At 47.1% G+C, this 19,263-nt stretch carries 18 protein-coding genes; 9 read left to right on the top strand and 9 right to left on the bottom strand.

Annotated features, from left to right (window positions below):
* The first annotated feature begins 143 nt into the window (after positions 1 to 143).
* Positions 144 to 2,102 carry an alkyl/aryl-sulfatase gene (locus KFF03_RS16345; RefSeq protein ID WP_255857992.1) on the top strand — a complete coding sequence of 653 codons (1,959 nt, stop codon included), beginning with the start codon at positions 144 to 146 and terminating at the stop codon, positions 2,100 to 2,102.
* A gap of 145 nt (positions 2,103 to 2,247) precedes the next feature.
* Here KFF03_RS16345 and KFF03_RS16340 read toward each other — a convergent pair whose 3' ends face one another.
* The 4 genes from KFF03_RS16340 to KFF03_RS16325 all read right to left on the bottom strand — a co-directional run bounded on the left by KFF03_RS16340 (position 2,248) and on the right by KFF03_RS16325 (position 7,023).
* On the bottom strand, positions 2,248 to 3,219 hold the full coding sequence (locus tag KFF03_RS16340; protein ID WP_255857991.1) for a helix-turn-helix domain-containing protein: 972 nt from the start codon (positions 3,217 to 3,219) through the stop codon (positions 2,248 to 2,250).
* A 158-nt stretch (positions 3,220 to 3,377) separates the two neighbouring features.
* Positions 3,378 to 4,580 (bottom strand): glutathione S-transferase family protein, encoded by a 1,203-nt coding sequence (locus KFF03_RS16335; protein WP_255857990.1) that lies wholly within the window; start codon positions 4,578 to 4,580, stop codon positions 3,378 to 3,380.
* 211 nt (positions 4,581 to 4,791) lie between these two features.
* Positions 4,792 to 6,432, bottom strand: a complete 1,641-nt coding sequence (locus tag KFF03_RS16330; RefSeq protein ID WP_255857989.1) for a GMC family oxidoreductase — start codon at positions 6,430 to 6,432, stop codon at positions 4,792 to 4,794.
* 39 nt (positions 6,433 to 6,471) lie between these two features.
* The gene (locus tag KFF03_RS16325) at positions 6,472 to 7,023 is read right to left on the bottom strand and encodes a twin-arginine translocation signal domain-containing protein (protein WP_255857988.1); all 552 of its coding nucleotides are present in this window, start codon (positions 7,021 to 7,023) and stop codon (positions 6,472 to 6,474) included.
* Positions 7,024 to 7,219: 196 nt separating this feature from the next.
* Between KFF03_RS16325 and KFF03_RS16320 the strand changes: the two genes are divergently transcribed.
* Complete coding sequence (locus KFF03_RS16320) at positions 7,220 to 7,873, top strand: TetR/AcrR family transcriptional regulator (protein WP_255857987.1); 654 nt, start codon at positions 7,220 to 7,222, stop codon at positions 7,871 to 7,873.
* Positions 7,874 to 7,891: 18 nt separating this feature from the next.
* Here the strand turns inward: KFF03_RS16320 and KFF03_RS16315 are convergent, their stop codons facing one another.
* The 3 genes from KFF03_RS16315 to KFF03_RS16305 all read right to left on the bottom strand — a co-directional run bounded on the left by KFF03_RS16315 (position 7,892) and on the right by KFF03_RS16305 (position 11,137).
* Complete coding sequence (locus KFF03_RS16315) at positions 7,892 to 8,269, bottom strand: glutathione S-transferase N-terminal domain-containing protein (protein ID WP_255857986.1); 378 nt, start codon at positions 8,267 to 8,269, stop codon at positions 7,892 to 7,894.
* Between the two features lie 99 nt (positions 8,270 to 8,368).
* Entirely contained in the window at positions 8,369 to 10,396 is a 2,028-nt protein-coding gene (locus KFF03_RS16310; RefSeq protein WP_255857985.1) for a neutral/alkaline non-lysosomal ceramidase N-terminal domain-containing protein, read from the bottom strand.
* Between the two features lie 132 nt (positions 10,397 to 10,528).
* Positions 10,529 to 11,137, bottom strand: coding sequence for a LysE family translocator (locus KFF03_RS16305; RefSeq protein WP_255860948.1), 609 nt, complete (start codon positions 11,135 to 11,137; stop codon positions 10,529 to 10,531).
* A 267-nt stretch (positions 11,138 to 11,404) separates the two neighbouring features.
* Here KFF03_RS16305 and KFF03_RS16300 point away from each other — a divergent pair, with 267 nt between their 5' ends.
* Positions 11,405 to 12,232, top strand: a complete 828-nt coding sequence (locus tag KFF03_RS16300) for a CLCA_X family protein (protein WP_255857984.1) — start codon at positions 11,405 to 11,407, stop codon at positions 12,230 to 12,232.
* Between the two features lie 25 nt (positions 12,233 to 12,257).
* Here the strand turns inward: KFF03_RS16300 and KFF03_RS16295 are convergent, their stop codons facing one another.
* Both KFF03_RS16295 and KFF03_RS16290 read right to left on the bottom strand, forming a co-directional pair.
* Positions 12,258 to 13,196 (bottom strand): LysR family transcriptional regulator, encoded by a 939-nt coding sequence (locus tag KFF03_RS16295; RefSeq protein ID WP_255857983.1) that lies wholly within the window; start codon positions 13,194 to 13,196, stop codon positions 12,258 to 12,260.
* Between the two features lie 67 nt (positions 13,197 to 13,263).
* Positions 13,264 to 13,851 (bottom strand): peroxiredoxin, encoded by a 588-nt coding sequence (locus KFF03_RS16290; RefSeq protein ID WP_255857982.1) that lies wholly within the window; start codon positions 13,849 to 13,851, stop codon positions 13,264 to 13,266.
* Positions 13,852 to 14,001: 150 nt separating this feature from the next.
* On the opposite strand from KFF03_RS16290, the gene KFF03_RS16285 reads away from it, so the two are divergent.
* The 6 genes from KFF03_RS16285 (at position 14,002) to KFF03_RS16260 (ending at position 19,068) form a co-directional block, all read left to right on the top strand.
* Entirely contained in the window at positions 14,002 to 14,607 is a 606-nt protein-coding gene (locus KFF03_RS16285; protein WP_255857981.1) for a Crp/Fnr family transcriptional regulator, read from the top strand.
* Between the two features lie 77 nt (positions 14,608 to 14,684).
* Positions 14,685 to 16,430, top strand: a complete 1,746-nt coding sequence (locus KFF03_RS16280) for an acyl-CoA dehydrogenase C-terminal domain-containing protein (protein WP_255857980.1) — start codon at positions 14,685 to 14,687, stop codon at positions 16,428 to 16,430.
* A 340-nt stretch (positions 16,431 to 16,770) separates the two neighbouring features.
* Positions 16,771 to 17,346, top strand: a complete 576-nt coding sequence (locus KFF03_RS16275) for a GIY-YIG nuclease family protein (RefSeq protein WP_255857979.1) — start codon at positions 16,771 to 16,773, stop codon at positions 17,344 to 17,346.
* A 95-nt stretch (positions 17,347 to 17,441) separates the two neighbouring features.
* Positions 17,442 to 17,780 (top strand): hypothetical protein, encoded by a 339-nt coding sequence (locus tag KFF03_RS16270; protein ID WP_255857978.1) that lies wholly within the window; start codon positions 17,442 to 17,444, stop codon positions 17,778 to 17,780.
* 496 nt (positions 17,781 to 18,276) lie between these two features.
* Complete coding sequence (locus tag KFF03_RS16265) at positions 18,277 to 18,564, top strand: NTF2 fold immunity protein (RefSeq protein WP_255857977.1); 288 nt, start codon at positions 18,277 to 18,279, stop codon at positions 18,562 to 18,564.
* Positions 18,565 to 18,648: 84 nt separating this feature from the next.
* Complete coding sequence (locus KFF03_RS16260; protein ID WP_255857976.1) at positions 18,649 to 19,068, top strand: hypothetical protein; 420 nt, start codon at positions 18,649 to 18,651, stop codon at positions 19,066 to 19,068.
* The last annotated feature ends 195 nt before the right edge of the window (positions 19,069 to 19,263 follow it).

Raw genomic sequence — 19,263 nt, 5'->3', positions numbered from 1 at the left:
ATATTGTTAAATCTGACTGTCATCACAACTGCCTGATACTTCTGTCTGTTTTTTGCGGAAATTGCATATTAATCCCTTTGCAGCTTGGTAGGCTCAAACCTACAAATTTTGTGCGCCTACTTCCCCTGTAAAGGATTAAGATCATGAAGAAACAGTTAGTGGCATTGATGGCACTTTCGCTGTCGGCCAATGCACTGGCGGTGGTTGAGCCTAAACCCGCAACCAAAGCGACCATTGCTGCCAACAAGCAGGTTCTGAAACAGCTTCCTTTTAATGATAAGACTGACTTCGAAAACGCTCAGAAAGGTCTGATTGCAACACAAGATGTTGTCACCATCACCAATGCTGAGGGTGCGCCAGTCTGGGATCTGGAAAGCTACAAAAAATATATCTCTTTAGATAAAGCCTCTCCAGACAGTGTTAACCCAAGCTTGTGGCGCAACGCCCAGCTGAACATGATCAATGGTTTGTTTGAAGTCACCGACGGCATTTATCAGGTTCGTGGTTATGACTTATCCAATATTACTTTTGTGAAGGGTGATAAAGGCTGGATTGTCTTTGATCCACTGATTTCTAAAGAAGCAGCCAAAGCGGCGCTGGATTTTGTTAACAAAGAGCTGGGTGAGCGCCCGGTAACCGGCGTTATTTACAGCCACAGCCATCTGGACCACTTTGGTGGTGTGCGTGGCATCGTTGATGAAAAAGACGTACTGAGCGGTAAAGTTCCTGTGATTGCTTCGCATGAATTTACTGAGCACGCGGTATCTGAAAACGTGATTGCCGGTAATGCCATGGGCCGTCGTGCTATTTATATGTACGGCGCATTATTACCGCGTAACGAATTTGGTGGTGTTAACGGCGGTTTAGGTCAAACCACCTCGACTGGTGAAGCAACGCTGATTGCACCCACCGATTACATCGAAAAAACCGGTGAAGAGCGCACCATCGACGGCGTAAAAATGGTTTTCCAATACACGCCGGGTACTGAAGCACCCACCGAGATGAACACCTGGTTCCCAGAGAAAAAAGCATTATGGATGGCGGAAAATACCACCAACACGATGCACAATATTCTGACATTACGCGGTGCTAAAGTACGTGATCCGCTGAAGTGGGCAGAATATCTGAACGAAACCATTGAGACCTGGGGTCAGGACGCTGTGGTTAAATTCCAGAGTCACCACTGGCCGGTATGGGGACAGGAAGCGATTGTTGATTACCTGAAGAAACAACGTGATATCTACAAGTTCACTCATGACCAATCTGTTCGTTTAATGAACCAGGGTTACACGGGTGAAGAAATCTCTGAAATGATCACGCTGCCAGAGTCGTTGGAAAACAACTGGGCGACCCGTGGTTACTACGGCACCTTACGTCATAACAGCCGTGCGGTTTATCAGCGTTACATGGGTTGGTACACCGGTAACCCGTCAGATCTGAACAACTTGCCGCCAGCCGATGCTGCGAAAAAATACGTGGATTACATGGGCGGTGAACGCGCTGTTCTGAAAAAAGCGAAAAAAGATTTTGAAAAAGGTAACTACCGCTGGACTGCCGAAGTACTGAAGCATGTGGTATTTGCTAACCCTGATTCAAACAAGGGTAAGGCATTGCTGGCAGACTCTTACGAGCAGCTGGGTTACCAGGCAGAGTCTGGCCCATGGCGTTCGGTTTATCTGCAGGCCGCTTACGAGCTGCGTAACGGTGTACCACAGTCGGGTGAATTAACCACAGCCTCACCGGATATTATCAAAAATATGCCGCCACAAATGTTGTTTGATTACCTGTCAGTTCGTATTCTGCCGGAAAAAGCAGAAGGCAAAAAATTCACCATTAATATTGAGTTTACTGACCTGAAAGAAGCTTACACGCTGTCGATGGAAAACTCAGTACTGAACTACACCACTGAAGTGATCAAAGATGCGGATGTTTCTCTGAAGTTATCGAAGAAAACACTGGACGATGTTCAGCTGGGTAAAACGACTCTGGAAAAAGCAGCTGAAGATGGCAGTTTAAAAGTGAAAGGTGATGCTCAGGTATTTAAAGACTTTATGGCGATGCTGGATAACTTCAAGTTCTGGTTCAATATCGTAACGCCATAATCACTATCACAGCATCCTATTGATAACAGCACCCATAATAATCCGGCTTCGACCATCGCCGGATTATCCCTTTCCGCTCAGCTATCCTTCCCGTTAGCTGAGCGGTTTTTTTATCCCGCAAATAAAATTGTTTATCTCTGAATGATCAGGCCTGACGTAATGTCTGAGAGGGCAGCTCGTTATAGAGCATCTGATATTCCCGGGCAAAGCGCCCCAGCTCAACAAACCCCCACTTCAATGCAATATCGACGACCTTCTGGTTGGAGTCCGCTTGTGCGGCTAACAGGTCCTGATGACTGCCGTTAAGGCGTACCAAACGCAAATATTTTACCGGCGTCATGCCCAATAATTCCTGAAACCCGTATTGCAAGGAACGCTCACTCAAGCCGGATACGGCGCAGACTTCTGGTACCGTCAGCATTTTTTTGGGATTGGCCTCAATATATTCCAGGCTTTTTCGGACACCGCGTAAACGTTTAGATAATGGCTTAATTTTTTCTTGTTTATGTAGTGTTGGCCCGAGTGCATCAAATATTAATTTAAACGGCAGGTCGCTCAGGTATTTTAAAACAGCCGGATAAATCAGATAATCCGGGTTTTGTGCTACAAGATATAAGACATGCTTTAAGCCATTGCGATAGAGCGTTAATGCGTCACTATCCGTCACAACCAAGCGGCTCATGATCCAATCTTTTGGCACCTCTGTTGCCATGATTTTTTCATAATAGCTATGGAAGTATTCGGCATTGAATGCCGAAGAAACGTAATCAAGATGGTTCAGAATAGTGACATCCCATACTCCTCCGGTTGCTTGTATAAAAGGAGCTTCCGGCAATGAAAAGCCACAAAAGTTACCTTGAGTATTATTGGGCATAATTGCACCAAACGGCACAAACCGGGAGTCGGGAGCACCCTGAATACGTGTACCAACATTTAACTTTTCACTAAACAGCTGCACGCCATCCAGATTGATCTCTGTATAGCAGGCACGAAAATCACCAGCACGGATCTGGGTATATTGCCTGCCTTTTCCACTTTGAAATGCTGATAGCTGCTGCGGATCTGATGTTTCAATCGAGCGGATTCTGCTATCCAGATTGGTGCAACTGCCTTCCATGAAGGTACCTTTACAATAAACGCATGATCACTAATGAGTTATTGCGTATTTTGCATAGCAATGGGTGTTTTTACCAGCTATGTGAGAGGTATTCCTATACGAATTCAAATTGTTTGAACAGTTTTTACATTTCACAGGTGTTCATTAGTGCTTTATTACTAGGGCCTGTTAGACAGTACTTCCCGATAATTCTGACGCTTTAATGGATGTTCGATGTTAAGCGATAGTAATGCTTCACCACCAACAGTGGCTAACCACTGGCCTAACTCCGCTTTTTCTGTGTCGCTTGCAGAATGATAAACATCGCAGCAACGTTGTACTTTCCATTGAGTAAAGCTCAGTTGTTTACGCTCACCGGTTATTCCGCCGATAGTAAAGTGACTGTCACCAACAACACGTGGAACCCGGGTAGCTTCCGGGTGTTGTGTGACGTACTCATTGATGCGTTTAACAACATCTATGCAGAAAGGAAAATGCTCTGCAAAAAGCATCTCAATGATTGGCAATAAGGTCGCAGGAATCTCATCATCCGGTAAAAAACGGTATTGCACACTATCAGCGGGGGTTGCTTCGCTGCCATCGGCGTTTAATAAACGTTGCATCCACAACACCAGGTTCGGTGTCTGATCGAATAAATGTGTTGAGCCCGGATCGCGGTAAAGGTGTGCATACAACTGCCCGAAGAAGGCAAAGTCACCGACACAGGGGCGGTTGCCAAGAAAATATTTATATTGCTGAAAGTGCTCTTCCAGGCGTGCGATTAACTGCTGCGTGTAACGACGAACACCAGGCTCGGTTTTTCCGACAATGCCAAATCTGGGCAGGTAACTCATCATGGCTTTGCGAATACGATTACCAGCCATACGACGGATAAAACCTGGCATCATCGGTAAAGCGTATTGGCCAAAGGCATTCACGATGAAGTCACGGGTTGCCGGTTCGGTCCAGCGATAATGCAGAGCGGATAACACCAGCCATTCATCGGCGTGCATTTCAAGTAAACGAGCAACCAGCTGTTGTTTAGCCGTAGTGGGTTCAATGCTGTGCTGCGGAAAACGCTTTTCTAACTGATCAATAATATCAGCGGTATCCTGCAGCCATTCACCTTCGGGCGTGACAACCGTCGGCATAATGGCACGCCCGACTTTTTTCGGAATGCGAACCATCAGCTGATAAAAGTTCGGTGCCTGATCCTGATGAGGAATGCCCTTATATTTCAGGTAAGCCAGCGTTTTTTGGGAAAACGGAGAAACCGGCCAGCCGTTATGTGTGTAACTGCCCTGTGCAGCTGAGGAATTTAGTGGCGTGTTATTACCGGAGGTGTTGGTGTTGTTTTTATTAGATCGGTTGGCGGCAGTCACGGTTGTTACTCATCATGGAATATCACCCCGTTATAACAAGTTCAGAGCGCAGGTGACAGAGGGGAAAAGCGCCAGGTCACTATTTTGGGGGCACCCCATTAATATCCAAAGTATCACCCGTAGATAACTCGGGCAAGCACGAAAAAAGCCGCAGACAATCCGGGTGTCACTCCCGGTTATCTGCGGCTTTCGAAGTTCAGTCTGAGTGAGATTAAGCCTGCTTAGCAGCCTTTTCCGCTCTCATTTTTTCAACCAAGCCATTTGCTTGTTTACAGGCCAAACCATAGACCGACAGTTGTGGGTTAGCACCAATACTGGTGGGGAACGCCGAACCATCAAACACCCAGAGGTTATCCAGATAATGGTATTTGCCTTCGGAGTTCACCACGCAGGTATCCAGATCTTCACCCATACATAAACCACCCATCACATGCGCGGAACCAGCGGTAAACGCATTTAAGCGAAACTCCAGCTGGTTGATGCCTGCCTTCGCTTCTTCCCAGCTTGTGTACCACGGAGAGTCCAGATGAGATGAACGAACCGCTTTGGCCCCGGCAGCGAATTCGATTTCGGCCATGGTCAGGAAGGTGCGCTTAAACCCGTCCCATAAATAATCGTTGATCTCATAATTGACGACAGGGGAGCCATCGGATGCCAGTTCAATTTCTCCGCCCTGGCTTTCTTCGTTAAAACCATCACGCAACAAAGCAATCATGGCGTGGGTGTTAGGAAGGTCCTGCATATCTTCAAAATGGCCAGCACCATGGCCCAATAACAGAACTGCACTTAACCCTGGCTGCAGTGGTGGCACCTCCAGTTTATAACCAACAGGGCCATCAATACTTTGCCATTGAAAGTGGTCGGAATAAATCGACTGTGGGGCGCCATAATAAGGATCGATGGTTTTATCGAACTTAGCGAAGCTGAACGATGTTGGGTGCAGGAAGGTACGTTTGCCCACGCGTTTATTCGGATCAGGTACATCTGAGCGCATTAATAATGCGGGGCCGTTAATACCACCACAGGCCATAATCACGTGTGGTGCGCGAGCAACCAGCTTAGTTCCGGTTGGATTTTTATCAGCGCCCAGTGCGGTAATTTCAACGCCCGCGACTTTTGTGCCGTCGAGAATTAATTTTTCTGCTCTGGCGGAATACACCAACTCGGACTCGTGTTTTAGCGCGCCCGGAATGGTGGTTACCAACATAGATTGTTTAGCATTGGTTGGGCAACCGGTGCCGCAGTACCCCAGGTTCCAACAACCGGCGACGTTGCGTGGAATCACCTGCCAGTCGATGCCGAGCTTGGTTGCGCCTTCACTTAATACCGCATTATTTGCGTTAGGTGGAACCGGCCATTTGTTGACGTTTAAGCGGGTTTCCATACGCTCAAACCAGGGGGCCATTTCTTCTGGGCTGAAGCCTTTGGTATCGAATTTTTCACCCCAGAAGGTCAGGGTTTCATCCGGAGTGCGGAAGGATGATGTCCAGTTAATGACGGTGGTGCCGCCTACACAGCGGCCCTGCAAGATCGACATCGCGCCGTCTTTACTCATCCGGCCTGCACTTTCCTGGTACAGGTCGCGGTAGGCTTCGCGCTCATCCATTTTGAAGTCATTGGTGGAGCGTAACGGGCCTTCTTCCAGCATTAAAACGTTAAAGCCTGCTTCGGCAAGAATTTCAGCGCTGGTTCCGCCACCGGCGCCGGTGCCAATAATAATCACGTCGGCTTCCAGCAGGCTGCCGTCGGCTAAATCAGCTGCGTCATGGACTTTCCAACCATCAGCAATACCTTCCAGCATTGGGTCATTAATGCCCGCAACAACCGGAATCGGAGGGGTTCTCTCACTCATCGTTTTATCTCTCTGCACTTTTTTATTGTCGGTTGTTGCTTAGCTAACGGGAACCGGGATCTTTTTCGGCGGCCCTGGATAACCGGTAATCTGGAAGGTCTCTGGCTGTGAGTACCAACACATACCAACGATTTTGCACAAAGAGGCGTAGCCCATGTTTTTAATGCCCATCATGCTGTTTTTCCAGGCGTCGAGAAAAGACTCTATCTCTTCGGCAGAGGCCTCTTTCCAGCCGCCAGCCGGGGCGCCAACAACGAGTCGCAGCGGCGCTGAGCTCATGATGGTGAACAGCTGCTCCAGCTGAGTTTTGGCGTGACCGCCCAGGGTGTTAATCAAAGCATCGACGGCCTTGACCAGGCGTGTGTCGGCTTCTTCACGGCTTAATGATGCCGGGAAGCTTTTCGCTAATATCACCGGTGCGACGGCCAGGATGAACTCGGCATCCGCTTTAGTTAAAAAGGTTAAGCCCAGGTCGTTATCTGGTTGGCGAGAGCAGCCCGTCATTAGGGCAACGCTGGAGCCAACTGACAATGCAGCTGTGCTGGTGGCGCTGAGCTTCATAAAGCCGCGGCGCGAGACAGATGTATTCATTATTATTTTCTCGTGTTGGTACTGAACCGACAGATTCCTTGCTGGTTGCATTATTAGAGTTCTTACTCTAAAACGTCAATAGGCTAAAGTCTGTTCCCGGCAATAAAGACAGTTTGGGGATGAAATTGGCATAATTTGCCCGCTTATGGCCTGTGCGGTTAATGTCGGTTAATTGAGAAAAGAGAAACAAACCATTATGAGCACGAAACAGCGAATTCTGGATGCAGCCCTGGTGTTGTTTAATGAACAGGGAGAGCGCTCGGTGACCACCAATCACATCGCTGCGCATCTGAATATTTCGCCTGGTAACCTGTACTACCACTTCAAAAATAAGCAGGCGATTATCTTTGATCTGTTTGTTGCGTATGAAGAAATGGTGTTGCAGAACTTACAGGTGCCAGAAGATCGTGAGTTGACCGTGCTGGATAAGGTGAACTACCTGAAAGACACCTTTACCGGCTTATGGCAGTGTCGCTTTATTCACCGCGATATGGAGCATTTACTGCAGGCGGATGAGGCGTTGCACGCCCGCTATCGTGATTTTTTTCGCACCTGTCTGCAGCAGGTTGGAAAAATTTATCGTGGTTTGCGTGACGCTGGCATGATTGCCATCAGCGATGATGAAGTGGATTCACTGGCGCTGAATACCTGGATTGTGGTGACGTCCTGGTTCTCGTTCTTACGCTGCAATCTGCTCACAGACAACCAGAATGAGATTTCTCAGGAGATGTTGTGGGGAGGTATTTATCAGGTCTTTACGTTGGAGCGCCCGTATCTGACGGATGAGTTCCGGGATAAAGTCATCGAGTTGCAAACTCAGGTATCACCCAAACCGGCATGGCTGGGGTGATACCTGGCAGTACCCGAATTAGGCGCCTGCACCAAAGCGCTGTTCCAGGTATTGAATGATCTGGCCAGATTCATACATCCATACGTCTTCCTTGCCATCTTCAGAAATACGCAGGCAAGGCACCTGTATTTTACCGCCTTGTTGCTCCAGATCTTTGCGTGCCTGATTGTTGCCAGAGGCATTGCGCGTTTCGACTTTTAATCCCAGCTTGTGCATGGCACGACGGGTTTTGATGCAAAACGGACACACCGTAAACTGGTATAGCGCCATATTGTTCAGCTCGGCATCGACTTTTTGTTGCTCTTCCGGTGAACGTTTTAATCCTTTTCCTCGTGTGGCTAAGTCGACGGCGGCAATGCTGTAGCCCAGAACATTACGAATAACTTTTACTAACATAATCACCACTTCTGATAAAACTGCGTTGAAAACCCCGCGTATTGTACGCACAGAATTTCTTAAAAGAAGGGCTTTGACTCAGTCGTGTCGGGTTAGTTCTTAATGAAACGCGGCGGAATACAAAATTGCTTCATGTTCCCGGGGTTGTATCACAAAGCGATACCATACTTGCTTACCCTGAAATACCGGGTTGTACCAATAGGCACGGTAGTGAGCGTGTCCATCCTGATCATCGATCAACTGCACCGAGAGGTCATACCCCTGGTCGTTTACCGGGCGGCCTTTGTGAATCAGTGGCTGCCAGTGTTGTTGGTCATCACTGATTTCAATACTTAACAGGGGCTGATGCAGCGCGATATGGTCAGCTGTGATGTCTTGCCAGTCAAAGTGCCAATACGCTTCCTGATTCACCGCAGGCAGCTGGTATTCCGGTGTTGATAACACGCGTCGTACGCGATCTTCAGCCAGCGGTTGTTGTTCTACAAAGGTTTTCACCGGTAACTGGAACTGCCACTGTGCAGGCAGCTCCATCACTTTGTTATGGGTTAATAAATCCGCTGCCAGCGCTCCAATGTGTTGAGTAACATACGGCTGCGAATAACGGCCATAAATGGTGTGACCACCTTCATAATACTGAACCTCGTATTCTTCCGGTGTGGTGATGTAGCCGGTGTAACCATTGGCCAGACTGGTGACCATGACTTCCGGAATGGTCTGATTTTTCTCGCGGTAACTTTGCTCGACGGTGGCCTGAATACGGAAGCCGGTTTCAGCTGTTAATTCAAACGGCAGTGGCACAATGGCTAAATCACCGATCTCAATCAGCTGAAATAAAATATCCCGCGGAAAACTGTCTTTAGGCTCCAGCCAGGGTTGAATCCAGGCGCCACCAACTAATAAACGATTACCATGGCAACCTTCAGTATTAAACCAACGACTGCTGCCTTGCTTGAAGAAGGGTAGCCAGGCCAATACCGGTGACTCGTGTTCGTATGGCCCGGCTGTTAGCGTGGTTCCGGCGGCGGCTTCATCACAAATTTCAGTGCCGTTAATTTCCGGGTTGTCACGAATATCGATGTGGCGGCTGGCGATACGAATGGTACTGTCCGTTGAGAGTGAGTTTTCTAATTCTCGGAATAATTGCCAGCCTTCTTCGGCCAGCGCTGAGCCGACATTTTTCGACCAGATATAACCCGACTGATCCAACGGCATAGCCGGTGCAATATCACCATGAGTGCCTTCAAAACCACCAATAATGACGTGTTTTGCTTTTGGGTAATGTTGTTTGATCTGATGTTGTAAGTCGCCCTGGAAATACGACCATAAATCACCGTTAAACATTGGGTCCCAGCGTGGAATAGAGGTGCCATGAATGGCAAAGCTCATAAAAGCTCCCATCGGTTGATAACTGCCATCAGCGGTTAAACCATCAAGACGCAACATATATAAATACGGATTGATTTCGTGAAATACCGCCGCGTTGGTTTGTTCAACGTGTGGGTGATTTTTATTATTACTGAAAGGCTCAATCGAACGGTTGCGGGTTAATCCCCAAACGGCTTTTTTGCCACTGGCAATTTTGGCGGGTACCTGATTGTCGTAGGCGTCAAACACCGCCGCGGCTAACTGTTGCGCCAGAAATTCAAAAAATACCGGATCAAATCCGTTTTTATGAGAGGCGTGTTTATTATAAAACTCAGAGCCTAAATATTGTCCTGGGCTGGAGTGGGTGTGGGTTGCAGTAATGGTCATATTACCGGCGTGTAAGCCGGTTTTTTCATTCACCAGCTCAGCTACCCTGGCTAATAAAATACGGGAGCCTGCCATTAAATCGGTCTGAATTAACGCATACGGCTGGCCATTATTCCCCTGCATATAATAAGCGCGTGCAGAGAGGCGGGTACGGAAGCCTTCTCCGGTGGTTGACCATAGCGCATAACCGGCACGAGGAATGCCCGGCGGTGGTGTGATATCGCGTATGCCAACGCCGGCGATAAAGTGGTCGCTTTCTGCTTTGATTGAGTCTTCCGGCTGGGTATAGCTGAATGTCTGTTTCTGACTGCAGGCAACCAATAACAACAAGGTTGAAAAAATAAGGATTGATCGCAGTTTTTTTATTATTGGCATGGGAATCCTTGTGTATAACCGCCCTTTTAAAGGACGCTATTGTGCATAACACAAGGACAAACCAACAGAGTTAATTAGCGACGCTTGGGATGGAGTAGCATCGCTGAAGTGTCTTGATTCAACTGGCTGGTATTACAGTGTGACCACACGAATAGCCAGAGCGATAAAAATCACACCGCTGACCTGATTCACACGTTTTGAATGGCGTGCTAAGGCATCGGCCAGGCCCATGCGGCTTAAAACCAGTGCCACCAACACATACCAGCTGGCATCAATAATAGTGACAGTGCTGATCATAATAACCTGATCGATATGAGTCAGGTCGGTGGAAATAAATTGCGAAAATAACGCCAGAAAAAAGATCGCTAATTTCGGGTTTAATAATGAAATCATAATACCGTCACGAGCGGCTTGCAGGTAGGCGCTGTTGCCACGCGTTAACGGTTTGATGGCACTGCTGCCTGCGGTCAGTGCTTTGAATCCCAGCCAGGCCAGATAAGCGGCCCCGGCATAGGTGATGCCCTGAAAAATCGCCGGCGACTGACTAACTAATACGCCCAGCCCGGTTACCGTCAGGATGGCCCATATCGCAATACCAACAGCGTGACTGATGCCCGCAATCATGCCGTGTTTGGCATCGTTATGAATGCTTTGTTTCAGTACAACCGCCAGACTTGGGCCAGGGGAGAGTGCACCCAATACACAAATTGCCACTAAAGAAAGCCAGTTGGTTAAGGTCATATAGGTCACGTGATTACTCGGTTGGTTGAATCTTATTGAGTTTGTGTGAATTGTAGAAGTGCCGTTTGGCTTACGGAAATCAAAGCTTTGGATGGCAGGTATGAGTTTTTTGCATATATAGGGCACCTCTGAATAATTCAGTGCCCGCTTCGGCTTACTGAAACATGACAGAGGTATTAAAATGCCCGCCAGATCAACGGCCAGACTAATAGCCATATCGACGGCCAGGCCCAACCTGAATGAGCAAAACTGCATGAACCAAGCTGCATGAGAAAAACACTGAAAAACCGCGAGTTTTATCGCCGTGGGCCAGATCACCGTGCGGTGTTAGGTGGTGTGATTCCCGACTTCCTCACAATTCGTCAGCTGTTTGCTTTTCGTTCGGTGGATATTGGCCGTTGGGTGAAACCGCAGGAACAGGAGCAGGCCGCCGGGCTGTTTTATGATGCCTTATGCGACCTGTGCCAGATCCTGATGGCACAGTCGTATCCTACGTCCAAAACCTTAAAAATCCGGCGTGAACTGATTTCATTGCGCGGTACGCTCGGGCTGCAATACGGTACCGGTGGTCGTCCAGGTGTTTCGGCTCACTATTCGCCGTTGCAGCGCAACTTTGCGCTGGCGAAAAATGCCGGGCCGGGCAGCATTGCCCATGAGTGGTTTCATGCGTTTGACCACTATATGGCCGGTAAAATGTTTCAGCCGGATATGCTTCGTCCGGATCGGGATTTTGCTTCAGCGCTGTGGGTGCATGACGGCGAGATGGTTGACCATCGATTAAATCATTTATTAGCCGATTGTTATCAGGCGATTTTACTCAATGAGGCGGGTACTGAGCCTTCGTCATTATGCCGGGCTTCTGTTGCGGTTGATAAACAACAAGGCAGTTTTTATTACGGCCAGCCGGAAGAAATGTGTGCCCGCGCGTTTGAAGCTTTTGTTCAGGACGCCGCCATCAAAAACCACTTTCTGGTGAAAGGCAGTAAAGAATCGCCGGAGGCAAAAATTGGTTTGTATCCACAGGGTGAGCAGCGCCAACGAATCAATCAGGCATTTAGCCGCTATTTTTCTCAACTGTGTTGGGCACTGGCTTAGGCTCTATTCACAGGTCCTGGCACGGTCAGATATTGGGCTGCTGCGCCGCCAGCGAATTCGAAACTGAATACATCGAACGACTCATTTCATCGGCGATGCACTCGCGCAACCAAGCATGTGCCGGGTCTTTATCGTGCAATTCATGCCAGCATAAATGGTAGTGATTCTCCGGCATGGTCATATCCAGAGGGCAGTAAGATAAATGGCCTTGTTGCATTGCTGCGTGGGCAATATGTTCTGGCAGAATCATCAGGCATTCATTGCTGGCTACCACTTCAAACGCGGCAGAAAAGAACGGTACTTCAAATAAAATACGGCGACTTAATCCGGCGTTTTCTAACAATTTATCGATAAACGAATCTTTATCGCCACCACTGTTTAAACGCACAAATGGGTAATCGGCCAGCTGGGTTAACGATACCGTTTGTGATGTGTTGAGCGGGTGATCAGCCGCCATCAGGCATACCGGGTTATCCTGGCCCAGATAGATAGAATGCAGACCTTCGGGGAGTACCGATAACGTCGTTGAGGCCATATCGAGTGGCAGGTGCCCAAGCTGCGTAATGTGCTCGGGTTTCCAGACTTCATAAATCAGATCAATCCCCGGGGCTTCACGTTGTAAGCGATTAATGACTGCGGGAAAAATAAACTGAGCCACGTAATCGGTACAGGCAAACCGGAAACGACGCTGGCAACTGGCCGGGTGAAAGGTTTCCTGCTTCAGGCTGTCGACGTCCGCCAGGATGGCCTGAACTTTGGGAAATAATTGTTTGGCTTTGGCGCTGAGCAAATAATCATTTTGCTCCCGTACTAATAACGGGTCTGAAAAATAATCACGCAGCTGGCTCAGCTGACGGCTCATTGCCGACTGAGTCAGATGCAGCTGATGCGCTGCCTGGGTGACATTGCGTGCTTCCAGCAACACCACCAGAGCACGCAATAAATTAAGATTCAGACGTTCCAAAACCAGACCTTAAAAGGAGTTATTCTTTCAACGAATTGTAGCCTAACTCCTGGTTGTAACCGAATGTTTACAACTTTTCTTTAATCACCTGAATCAGCTGCTCACCAGTTGGGCGTTTTTTATAATCTTCACTGGCGTAATACCACTTTAACTCGCCACCTTTGCCAATCAGATAAACTGCTGGGTGTGGCAAGCCATCGTCACGATCAATACCGTAGGCTTTCATCGCGTTACCGCTGGCATCAGACCAGAATAAAAAGCCCTGGCCAAACTGGCGGCGGGTATTCTGGCTGGTGGCGACATCGTCCGGGCTGACGGCAATCAGTTGCACACCGTATTGTTTTAATTCCGGTAAAACGGCCTTGATAGAATCCAGCTGATCCATACAGAACGGGCACCATTCACCGCGATAAAACAACAACAAAACCGGCTGATCAGCACTGACGCTGGATAACTGCACCGGCTTGCCGTCCGAATCGTTGGCGGTGAAATCGGGCGCACTGTTGTTGACGGCTAATGCCTCGCTATCCAGATCACTGTAATGGCTGCCCTGAAGCTGTTGCTGGTCTGCTTCTGAAATCGATAGTAAACCGCAGGCTGTTAGACCGATACTGACAAGTGCCAGCAGGGTGAGAATCAGATTGAATGGTTTCACCGTATTTTCCTTGTAATAAGTTAAGCCAACTGACATAGATTGCTAAAGCGAACCAAAGTTCCTGGAAAATTCAGATGACTGATTATTTTTGTTGGTTGTGTTTTGAGTTTGATGCAGTAATCTCATCTTTTTGTTATTTCTGCAGGTGTTATGAGCGACCTATCGACTGTTTTTCGGCATTTCTCTGACGCATTATCCTCGCATTATGGCGTTGATGCTCCAACGTCGGTAATGGAACGGTTATTGCGTTTTTTCGAATTAAAAACTCTTGATGAAAAAGCCCATCTGATTGCTGCCGGAGATATCGCCAGCCAGGTATTTTTTATTCATCAGGGGTTATTCCGGGTGTATTACATCGATCACCAGGGCAATGAAGTGAATCAGCAGTTTTATCAGCCTGGTGAGGTGGTTGCACCTGTATTGTCACTGACGCACGATGAACCCAGCCCATTTTACCTGCAGGCGTTAACCCCGGGAATTATTGTCAGTGCGGATTATCCCAGCTTGTCTCAGGCCAGCGAGCATGACGCGGCCTGGCTGCAACTGGAAAACGCTATTCTGAAATCGGTGTATTTAAAAACTGCTCGTCGTGAAGCGCAGATGTTATTGGGTGGTGCAGAACAGCGTTATCGTTGGTTTTTAAAAGAAAACCCAGAGCTGGCAGATCAGTTACCCCTGTATCAGGTAGCGTCGTATCTGGGCGTGACGCCGGTGTCACTGTCGCGGTTACGGAAAAAGCTTAATCTTAGCGAATAGCTGCCACTTAACATTTGTTAAGGCGGTTTTTGTATTTCCATCACATACTCAGATTTTTATCGGCATATAGGTTGTCTATGTTTGAGTATCGTGCCCCTGTTCAGGATATGTTGTTTTTGTTGTGCCAGCAGAAAGACTTGTGTGTTGATCGACAACATAATGAGTTGCTGCTGAATGAAGCTAAAAAACTTGCTGAGCAATCCTGGCTACCTTGTAACCGCATTGGTGATCAACAAGGTTGTACGTTAAAAAGCGGCAAAGTGCAGCTGGCAGAGCTGATCAAAACCGCATTCCATCACTACGCCGACGCAGGCTGGATGGGCTTAACCATGCCGGAGCGCTGGGGTGGCCAAGACCAAAGTGAAGTTCTGGGTTCCTTCGTCGGTGAAATGTTAACCTCCTCTAATCATGCGTTATCCATGTTACCTGCGCTGACCATGTCGGCCTGTCGTGCCATTATTTCTCACGGCAGCGATAAATTACGTGATACTTATTTACCGCCGATTATTACCGGGCACTGGACGGCCACCATGTGTATGACCGAAGCACATTGTGGCAGTGATCTCGGGTTGGTGCGTAGCAAAGCCGTGCCTGATGGCGAGGCGTTTCGTATTTCTGGTAGCAAAATTTTTATTTCCTACGGCAGCCATAATGCCAGCGACAATATCATTCACCTGGTGTTGGCTCGTTTGCCAGAAGCGCCAGCAGGGATTAAAGGCTTGTCGTTATTTTTAGTGCCGGAAAAAACGGAAAATGCTGAAGGCCAGTGGCAACAAGATAACGCCGTCGTTTGTACCGGTATTGAAGAAAAAATGGGCATCCATGCCAGCCCAACTTGTTCCATCAGTTTTGAACATTCTTTGGGTTATTTAATCGGTGAAGAAAATGGCGGTATTAAAGCCATGTTCACTATGATGAACGAAATGCGCCTGGGCACCTGCTTACAGGGTGTTGGTTTGAGTGAACACAGTTATCAGAAAAGTCTGGAATACGCCAAAGATCGTTTACAGATGCGCAGTTTATCCGGGGTGAAAAATCCTGAAGGAGAAGCCGACGCCATCGTCGAGCACCCGGATGTACGACGTATGTTATTAACACAAAAATCGTTTGCTGATGGTGGTCGTGCATTGGCGAATTATTGTGCACAGTTGTTAGATCAACTGGCGGCCAATCCGGATGATAAAGACGCCGGGTTATTGCTGGAGTTATTAACCCCCATCGCCAAAGGCTTTTGTACTGAAGCTGGTTTGGAAAGTGCCAGCCATGCCATTCAGGTATATGGTGGTCATGGTTTTATCTCTGAAAATGGCGTGGAACAACTCTATCGTGATGGGCGGATTGCTACCTTGTACGAAGGCACTACCGGCATTCAGGCGCTGGATTTATTGGGCCGTAAAGTGCTGGGTAATCAGGGCGCCAGTCTGCGGTTATTCACCAAAAAAATACACTTATTATGCAAAGATAACCTGGAGCATCCACAACTAACTAAGTTTGCTCAGCGGTTGCATGGTTTTGCCAAAGAATGGCCGGGTCTGAGTATGAAAGTGGGCATGAAAGCGATGCAGAATCACGACGAAGCCGGAGCGGCCAGTTTCGATTTTCTGATGTATTCCGGTTATGTGGCGCTGGGGTATTTCCATTTGAAATCAGCAGTAGAAGCCAGTGAGTTATTGCAGGCTGGACGCTCAGAATTCAGTGATGAGTTCCTGCAGCAAAAAATTCAGTTAGCGAACTTCTATCTGCAACGAATTTTACCGCGAACGGAAGGGCATAAAGCGACTATGATGGCTGAGCTGGAAAGTCTTAATCCTGTTTGGAGCTAATTATCTAAGTTGGCTATCTTTACTGCCGCGCCGGTTATAACTGGCGATGGCGGTTTGCTTGCGTGCTTGCCCGAATTTTCTGCTAGTGATATTTTAAATACTAATAGAATCAATGAGTTGCGGATAAGGTTTACAAGATAGTAGGTGTATCGCAACCGAAATAGTGTGCGTGCACGATTTTCTGGAAGGGGTGGTCTTGCTAATGAAGGTTTTAGAGAAAATTCAGTTAGTTGCAACTGTAAGCTCGAAAAGTCCTTGCTAAGATATCAGGCACGCACACGAATAAAATGTTAGGTTTCTCAGAAGTGTAAGCACATGATTAGTATATTGAGAGGTTCGAATGGCAGGTAGAGCTTTTGGGCATGACTACAAAATGGAATGGCTTGAGAACGAAAGGCTAAGGCAAGAGAATTCTACGGAAAATTGGATCTATATTGGAGTTGATACTCAGCGCCCAAATATGGCCAAAATTGGATTAACGACAGGCTCTTTAGGAACAAGAGCAAGTGGAAGCCAAAACCCTTTCTATACGCTTCTTTGTGCTTTCAAAATTAAAGACGGGGTTCATCCTAAAAGAGTGGCTGCTATAGAGGATTCAGTAAAGGATCTTCTGAGTAAACTATATTCCTGTATACCTCATGAAACATCAGGGCGAAAATCTGAATGGTTTTACGTGAGTCCCCTTAAGATGAGAGAGCTCGTGTACGATTTTCTCTATCAGAACTTTAATTTGGAAATGCATTGCTATCATTGCAATGAACGAGATATTGGAGTTATCTACTCTTGGGAAAATTCAAAGTTGCTTCAAGGAACTTCACGTCCTCCATATCAAGCAAATGATTTAAGTGACCCTCCCGTAGATCCAAACTGCTTTATGCCAGGAGGATGCGGTGAAGACTGTGATTGCTGGGATTAATAGTGCAAATTTGTTGGCAAATTGAACCATGCAAGTTGCTGCACTCGGAAAAATTATTCGCTTCGCTCCTAATTTTCCGGTGAGCAAGGCGTTAAATGTCTATGAGAACTGAGCACGATTTAAAACTAATGCAGTACGCTCAAGGAGCACTTCTAGGTGAAGTAGCCCCTTCTTTTAGGGCGGTGTCTTTCAAGCTATCCAAGGATGGCCAAGACTTCGCTGTACGCTTTATATTCGACGGTGAGCCCAGCGAAGATGCAAGGGAAGTTGCAAACGTTGCCCTAACAAACTTACTTGCAAATTATTCACAGAATCATCGCAGCTACAAAGAGGAAATGTTGGCAGTTCCGTATCCCGAAAAAATGGAACATTTGCCTTTGTTGGTATATTTGCGCAATGAGGACGATTGGAACTCATGGTCAAAATTGTATTAAAACACTTAACAAACAAAGGCAGAATCGCTCTGCGGGCTGGGCGCGCGAACGCGCGCCGCTGCTTTGGGCGTTAAATGTCTATGAAGCCGAAGTTAGAATGCCCAGATTGTAGAGCAGACACAGTATCAAAATTAGAAAAGCTTAAGATTGCAGCTTTTGGCTCGAAAGTGCAGTGTAAAGGGTGCGGTGCTCAATTAACTGTGGGCGGGCAATGGTTAGGCCTTATTTTGGGCGCAGCATTAGGCAGCGGTCTATTCGCTATACTTGCTTATTCTGCAAGTGCTAAAAGTTGGTGGCCATTGGTAGTCGCTCTCTCAGTTGTGTTTGTTACTTCAACTCTAGTTTATTACTTTATAGCACTGCGGCGTGTCGGTACTAAAAGGTTTAATCTTGAGTAAAACATTTAACAAGTCAATCAACTCACACCTTCGGTGCCGGATAGCTTACACTGCGCTTCGCTCCGCTCCAGCTGTCGGTTATTGAGGCGTTATACGAAATGGATAAGTTAATTTTAATGATCGTATCATTCATTAGCCTGAATAGTTTTGCTGAAAGTGATACTAATGAGTGTACTAAGTCGAAGGCCTTTACGAATGGCATGCTTGCTATAAAAGAAAGTTATCCAACTTCTTGGAATAGCTCTCAGCCGTATAAAATAGAAGATCTCGATGATGATTCCTGGGTTGTTCTTGGGACTATTTCAGCAGTCATGCTAGGTGGCACACCTGAAGTGATAGTATCGAAAAAAAAGTGTGAGATAGAGAATGTCTATCATACTCAATAACTCGTATAACAAAGTCAGCCAATTCGCCAGCAAACTGGCTGTGCTCGTATCACCCGCCATTGCTGGCAGGCGTTATAACTCGTAATGAATGTTGAGCTAAAGATAAAAGATTTTGTATTTGCAATGATATATGCGTACCTATTGGTATTCGCAGTCGTCATTCCTCTGAGTGCCGGCTGGTCTGATCAGTCGGGTGTGTTCGCTGGTCTTGTTTTCGGCGTTTACGCATTAATTTTTGGCTTACCAGTGATGCTTGCCGCTGCACTTATCGGTTATCCGGTTTTCAAATACATTTTCGGCACGTTGAGCTTCAAATATTTTGTAAATGTTATGGTCTCCTGTACTGGTGTAGCTGTAATAATTGCATTGGTTTCAGCCTTAGGTTTTATAGCCGTGTTTGGCGAGCGCCATCAGGGATTTGGCGTAGCACTTATGATTATGAGCATCCCGACAATGGTGGTTGCTTTATTGTCAGGGATTATATTTTGGTTTCGTACCAAGTAAGTTATAACAAGTTGCTCAAAAATCGTTATGATCTTTCCCGATAAAACGGACACCTCAATCTTAATTAGATTTCGGTATCCGTTTTCTTGGGTAAAGATCACGCAACTATCGCAGCGCATTTTAGCTGAGCGTTATGAATACCTGGATAATATGTTTCAAAATCTGATTTTTATATCTGTCGTTTCGATAATATGA

Origin of the sequence: Bacterioplanoides sp. SCSIO 12839, assembly GCF_024397975.1 — a bacterium.
In the GTDB taxonomy this organism is placed as follows: Bacteria; Pseudomonadota; Gammaproteobacteria; order Pseudomonadales; family Oceanobacteraceae; genus Bacterioplanoides.
This window is presented reverse-complemented; position numbering and strand designations above follow the sequence as displayed.

What these genes read in the sequence shown, in the direction of transcription:
- KFF03_RS16345 (WP_255857992.1), top strand. Translation starts at nt 144, where the DNA reads ATGAAGAAACAGTTAGTGGCATTGATGGCACTTTCGCTGTCGGCCAAT.
- KFF03_RS16340 (WP_255857991.1), bottom strand. Translation starts at nt 3,219, where the DNA reads ATGGAAGGCAGTTGCACCAATCTGGATAGCAGAATCCGCTCGATTGAA.
- KFF03_RS16330 (WP_255857989.1), bottom strand. Translation starts at nt 6,432, where the DNA reads ATGAGTGAGAGAACCCCTCCGATTCCGGTTGTTGCGGGCATTAATGAC.
- KFF03_RS16325 (WP_255857988.1), bottom strand. Translation starts at nt 7,023, where the DNA reads ATGAATACATCTGTCTCGCGCCGCGGCTTTATGAAGCTCAGCGCCACC.
- KFF03_RS16320 (WP_255857987.1), top strand. Translation starts at nt 7,220, where the DNA reads ATGAGCACGAAACAGCGAATTCTGGATGCAGCCCTGGTGTTGTTTAAT.
- KFF03_RS16315 (WP_255857986.1), bottom strand. Translation starts at nt 8,269, where the DNA reads ATGTTAGTAAAAGTTATTCGTAATGTTCTGGGCTACAGCATTGCCGCC.
- KFF03_RS16310 (WP_255857985.1), bottom strand. Translation starts at nt 10,396, where the DNA reads ATGCCAATAATAAAAAAACTGCGATCAATCCTTATTTTTTCAACCTTG.
- KFF03_RS16305 (WP_255860948.1), bottom strand. Translation starts at nt 11,137, where the DNA reads ATGACCTTAACCAACTGGCTTTCTTTAGTGGCAATTTGTGTATTGGGT.
- KFF03_RS16300 (WP_255857984.1), top strand. Translation starts at nt 11,405, where the DNA reads ATGAGAAAAACACTGAAAAACCGCGAGTTTTATCGCCGTGGGCCAGAT.
- KFF03_RS16285 (WP_255857981.1), top strand. Translation starts at nt 14,002, where the DNA reads ATGAGCGACCTATCGACTGTTTTTCGGCATTTCTCTGACGCATTATCC.
- KFF03_RS16280 (WP_255857980.1), top strand. Translation starts at nt 14,685, where the DNA reads ATGTTTGAGTATCGTGCCCCTGTTCAGGATATGTTGTTTTTGTTGTGC.
- KFF03_RS16275 (WP_255857979.1), top strand. Translation starts at nt 16,771, where the DNA reads ATGGCAGGTAGAGCTTTTGGGCATGACTACAAAATGGAATGGCTTGAG.
- KFF03_RS16270 (WP_255857978.1), top strand. Translation starts at nt 17,442, where the DNA reads ATGTCTATGAGAACTGAGCACGATTTAAAACTAATGCAGTACGCTCAA.
- KFF03_RS16265 (WP_255857977.1), top strand. Translation starts at nt 18,277, where the DNA reads ATGGATAAGTTAATTTTAATGATCGTATCATTCATTAGCCTGAATAGT.
- KFF03_RS16260 (WP_255857976.1), top strand. Translation starts at nt 18,649, where the DNA reads ATGAATGTTGAGCTAAAGATAAAAGATTTTGTATTTGCAATGATATAT.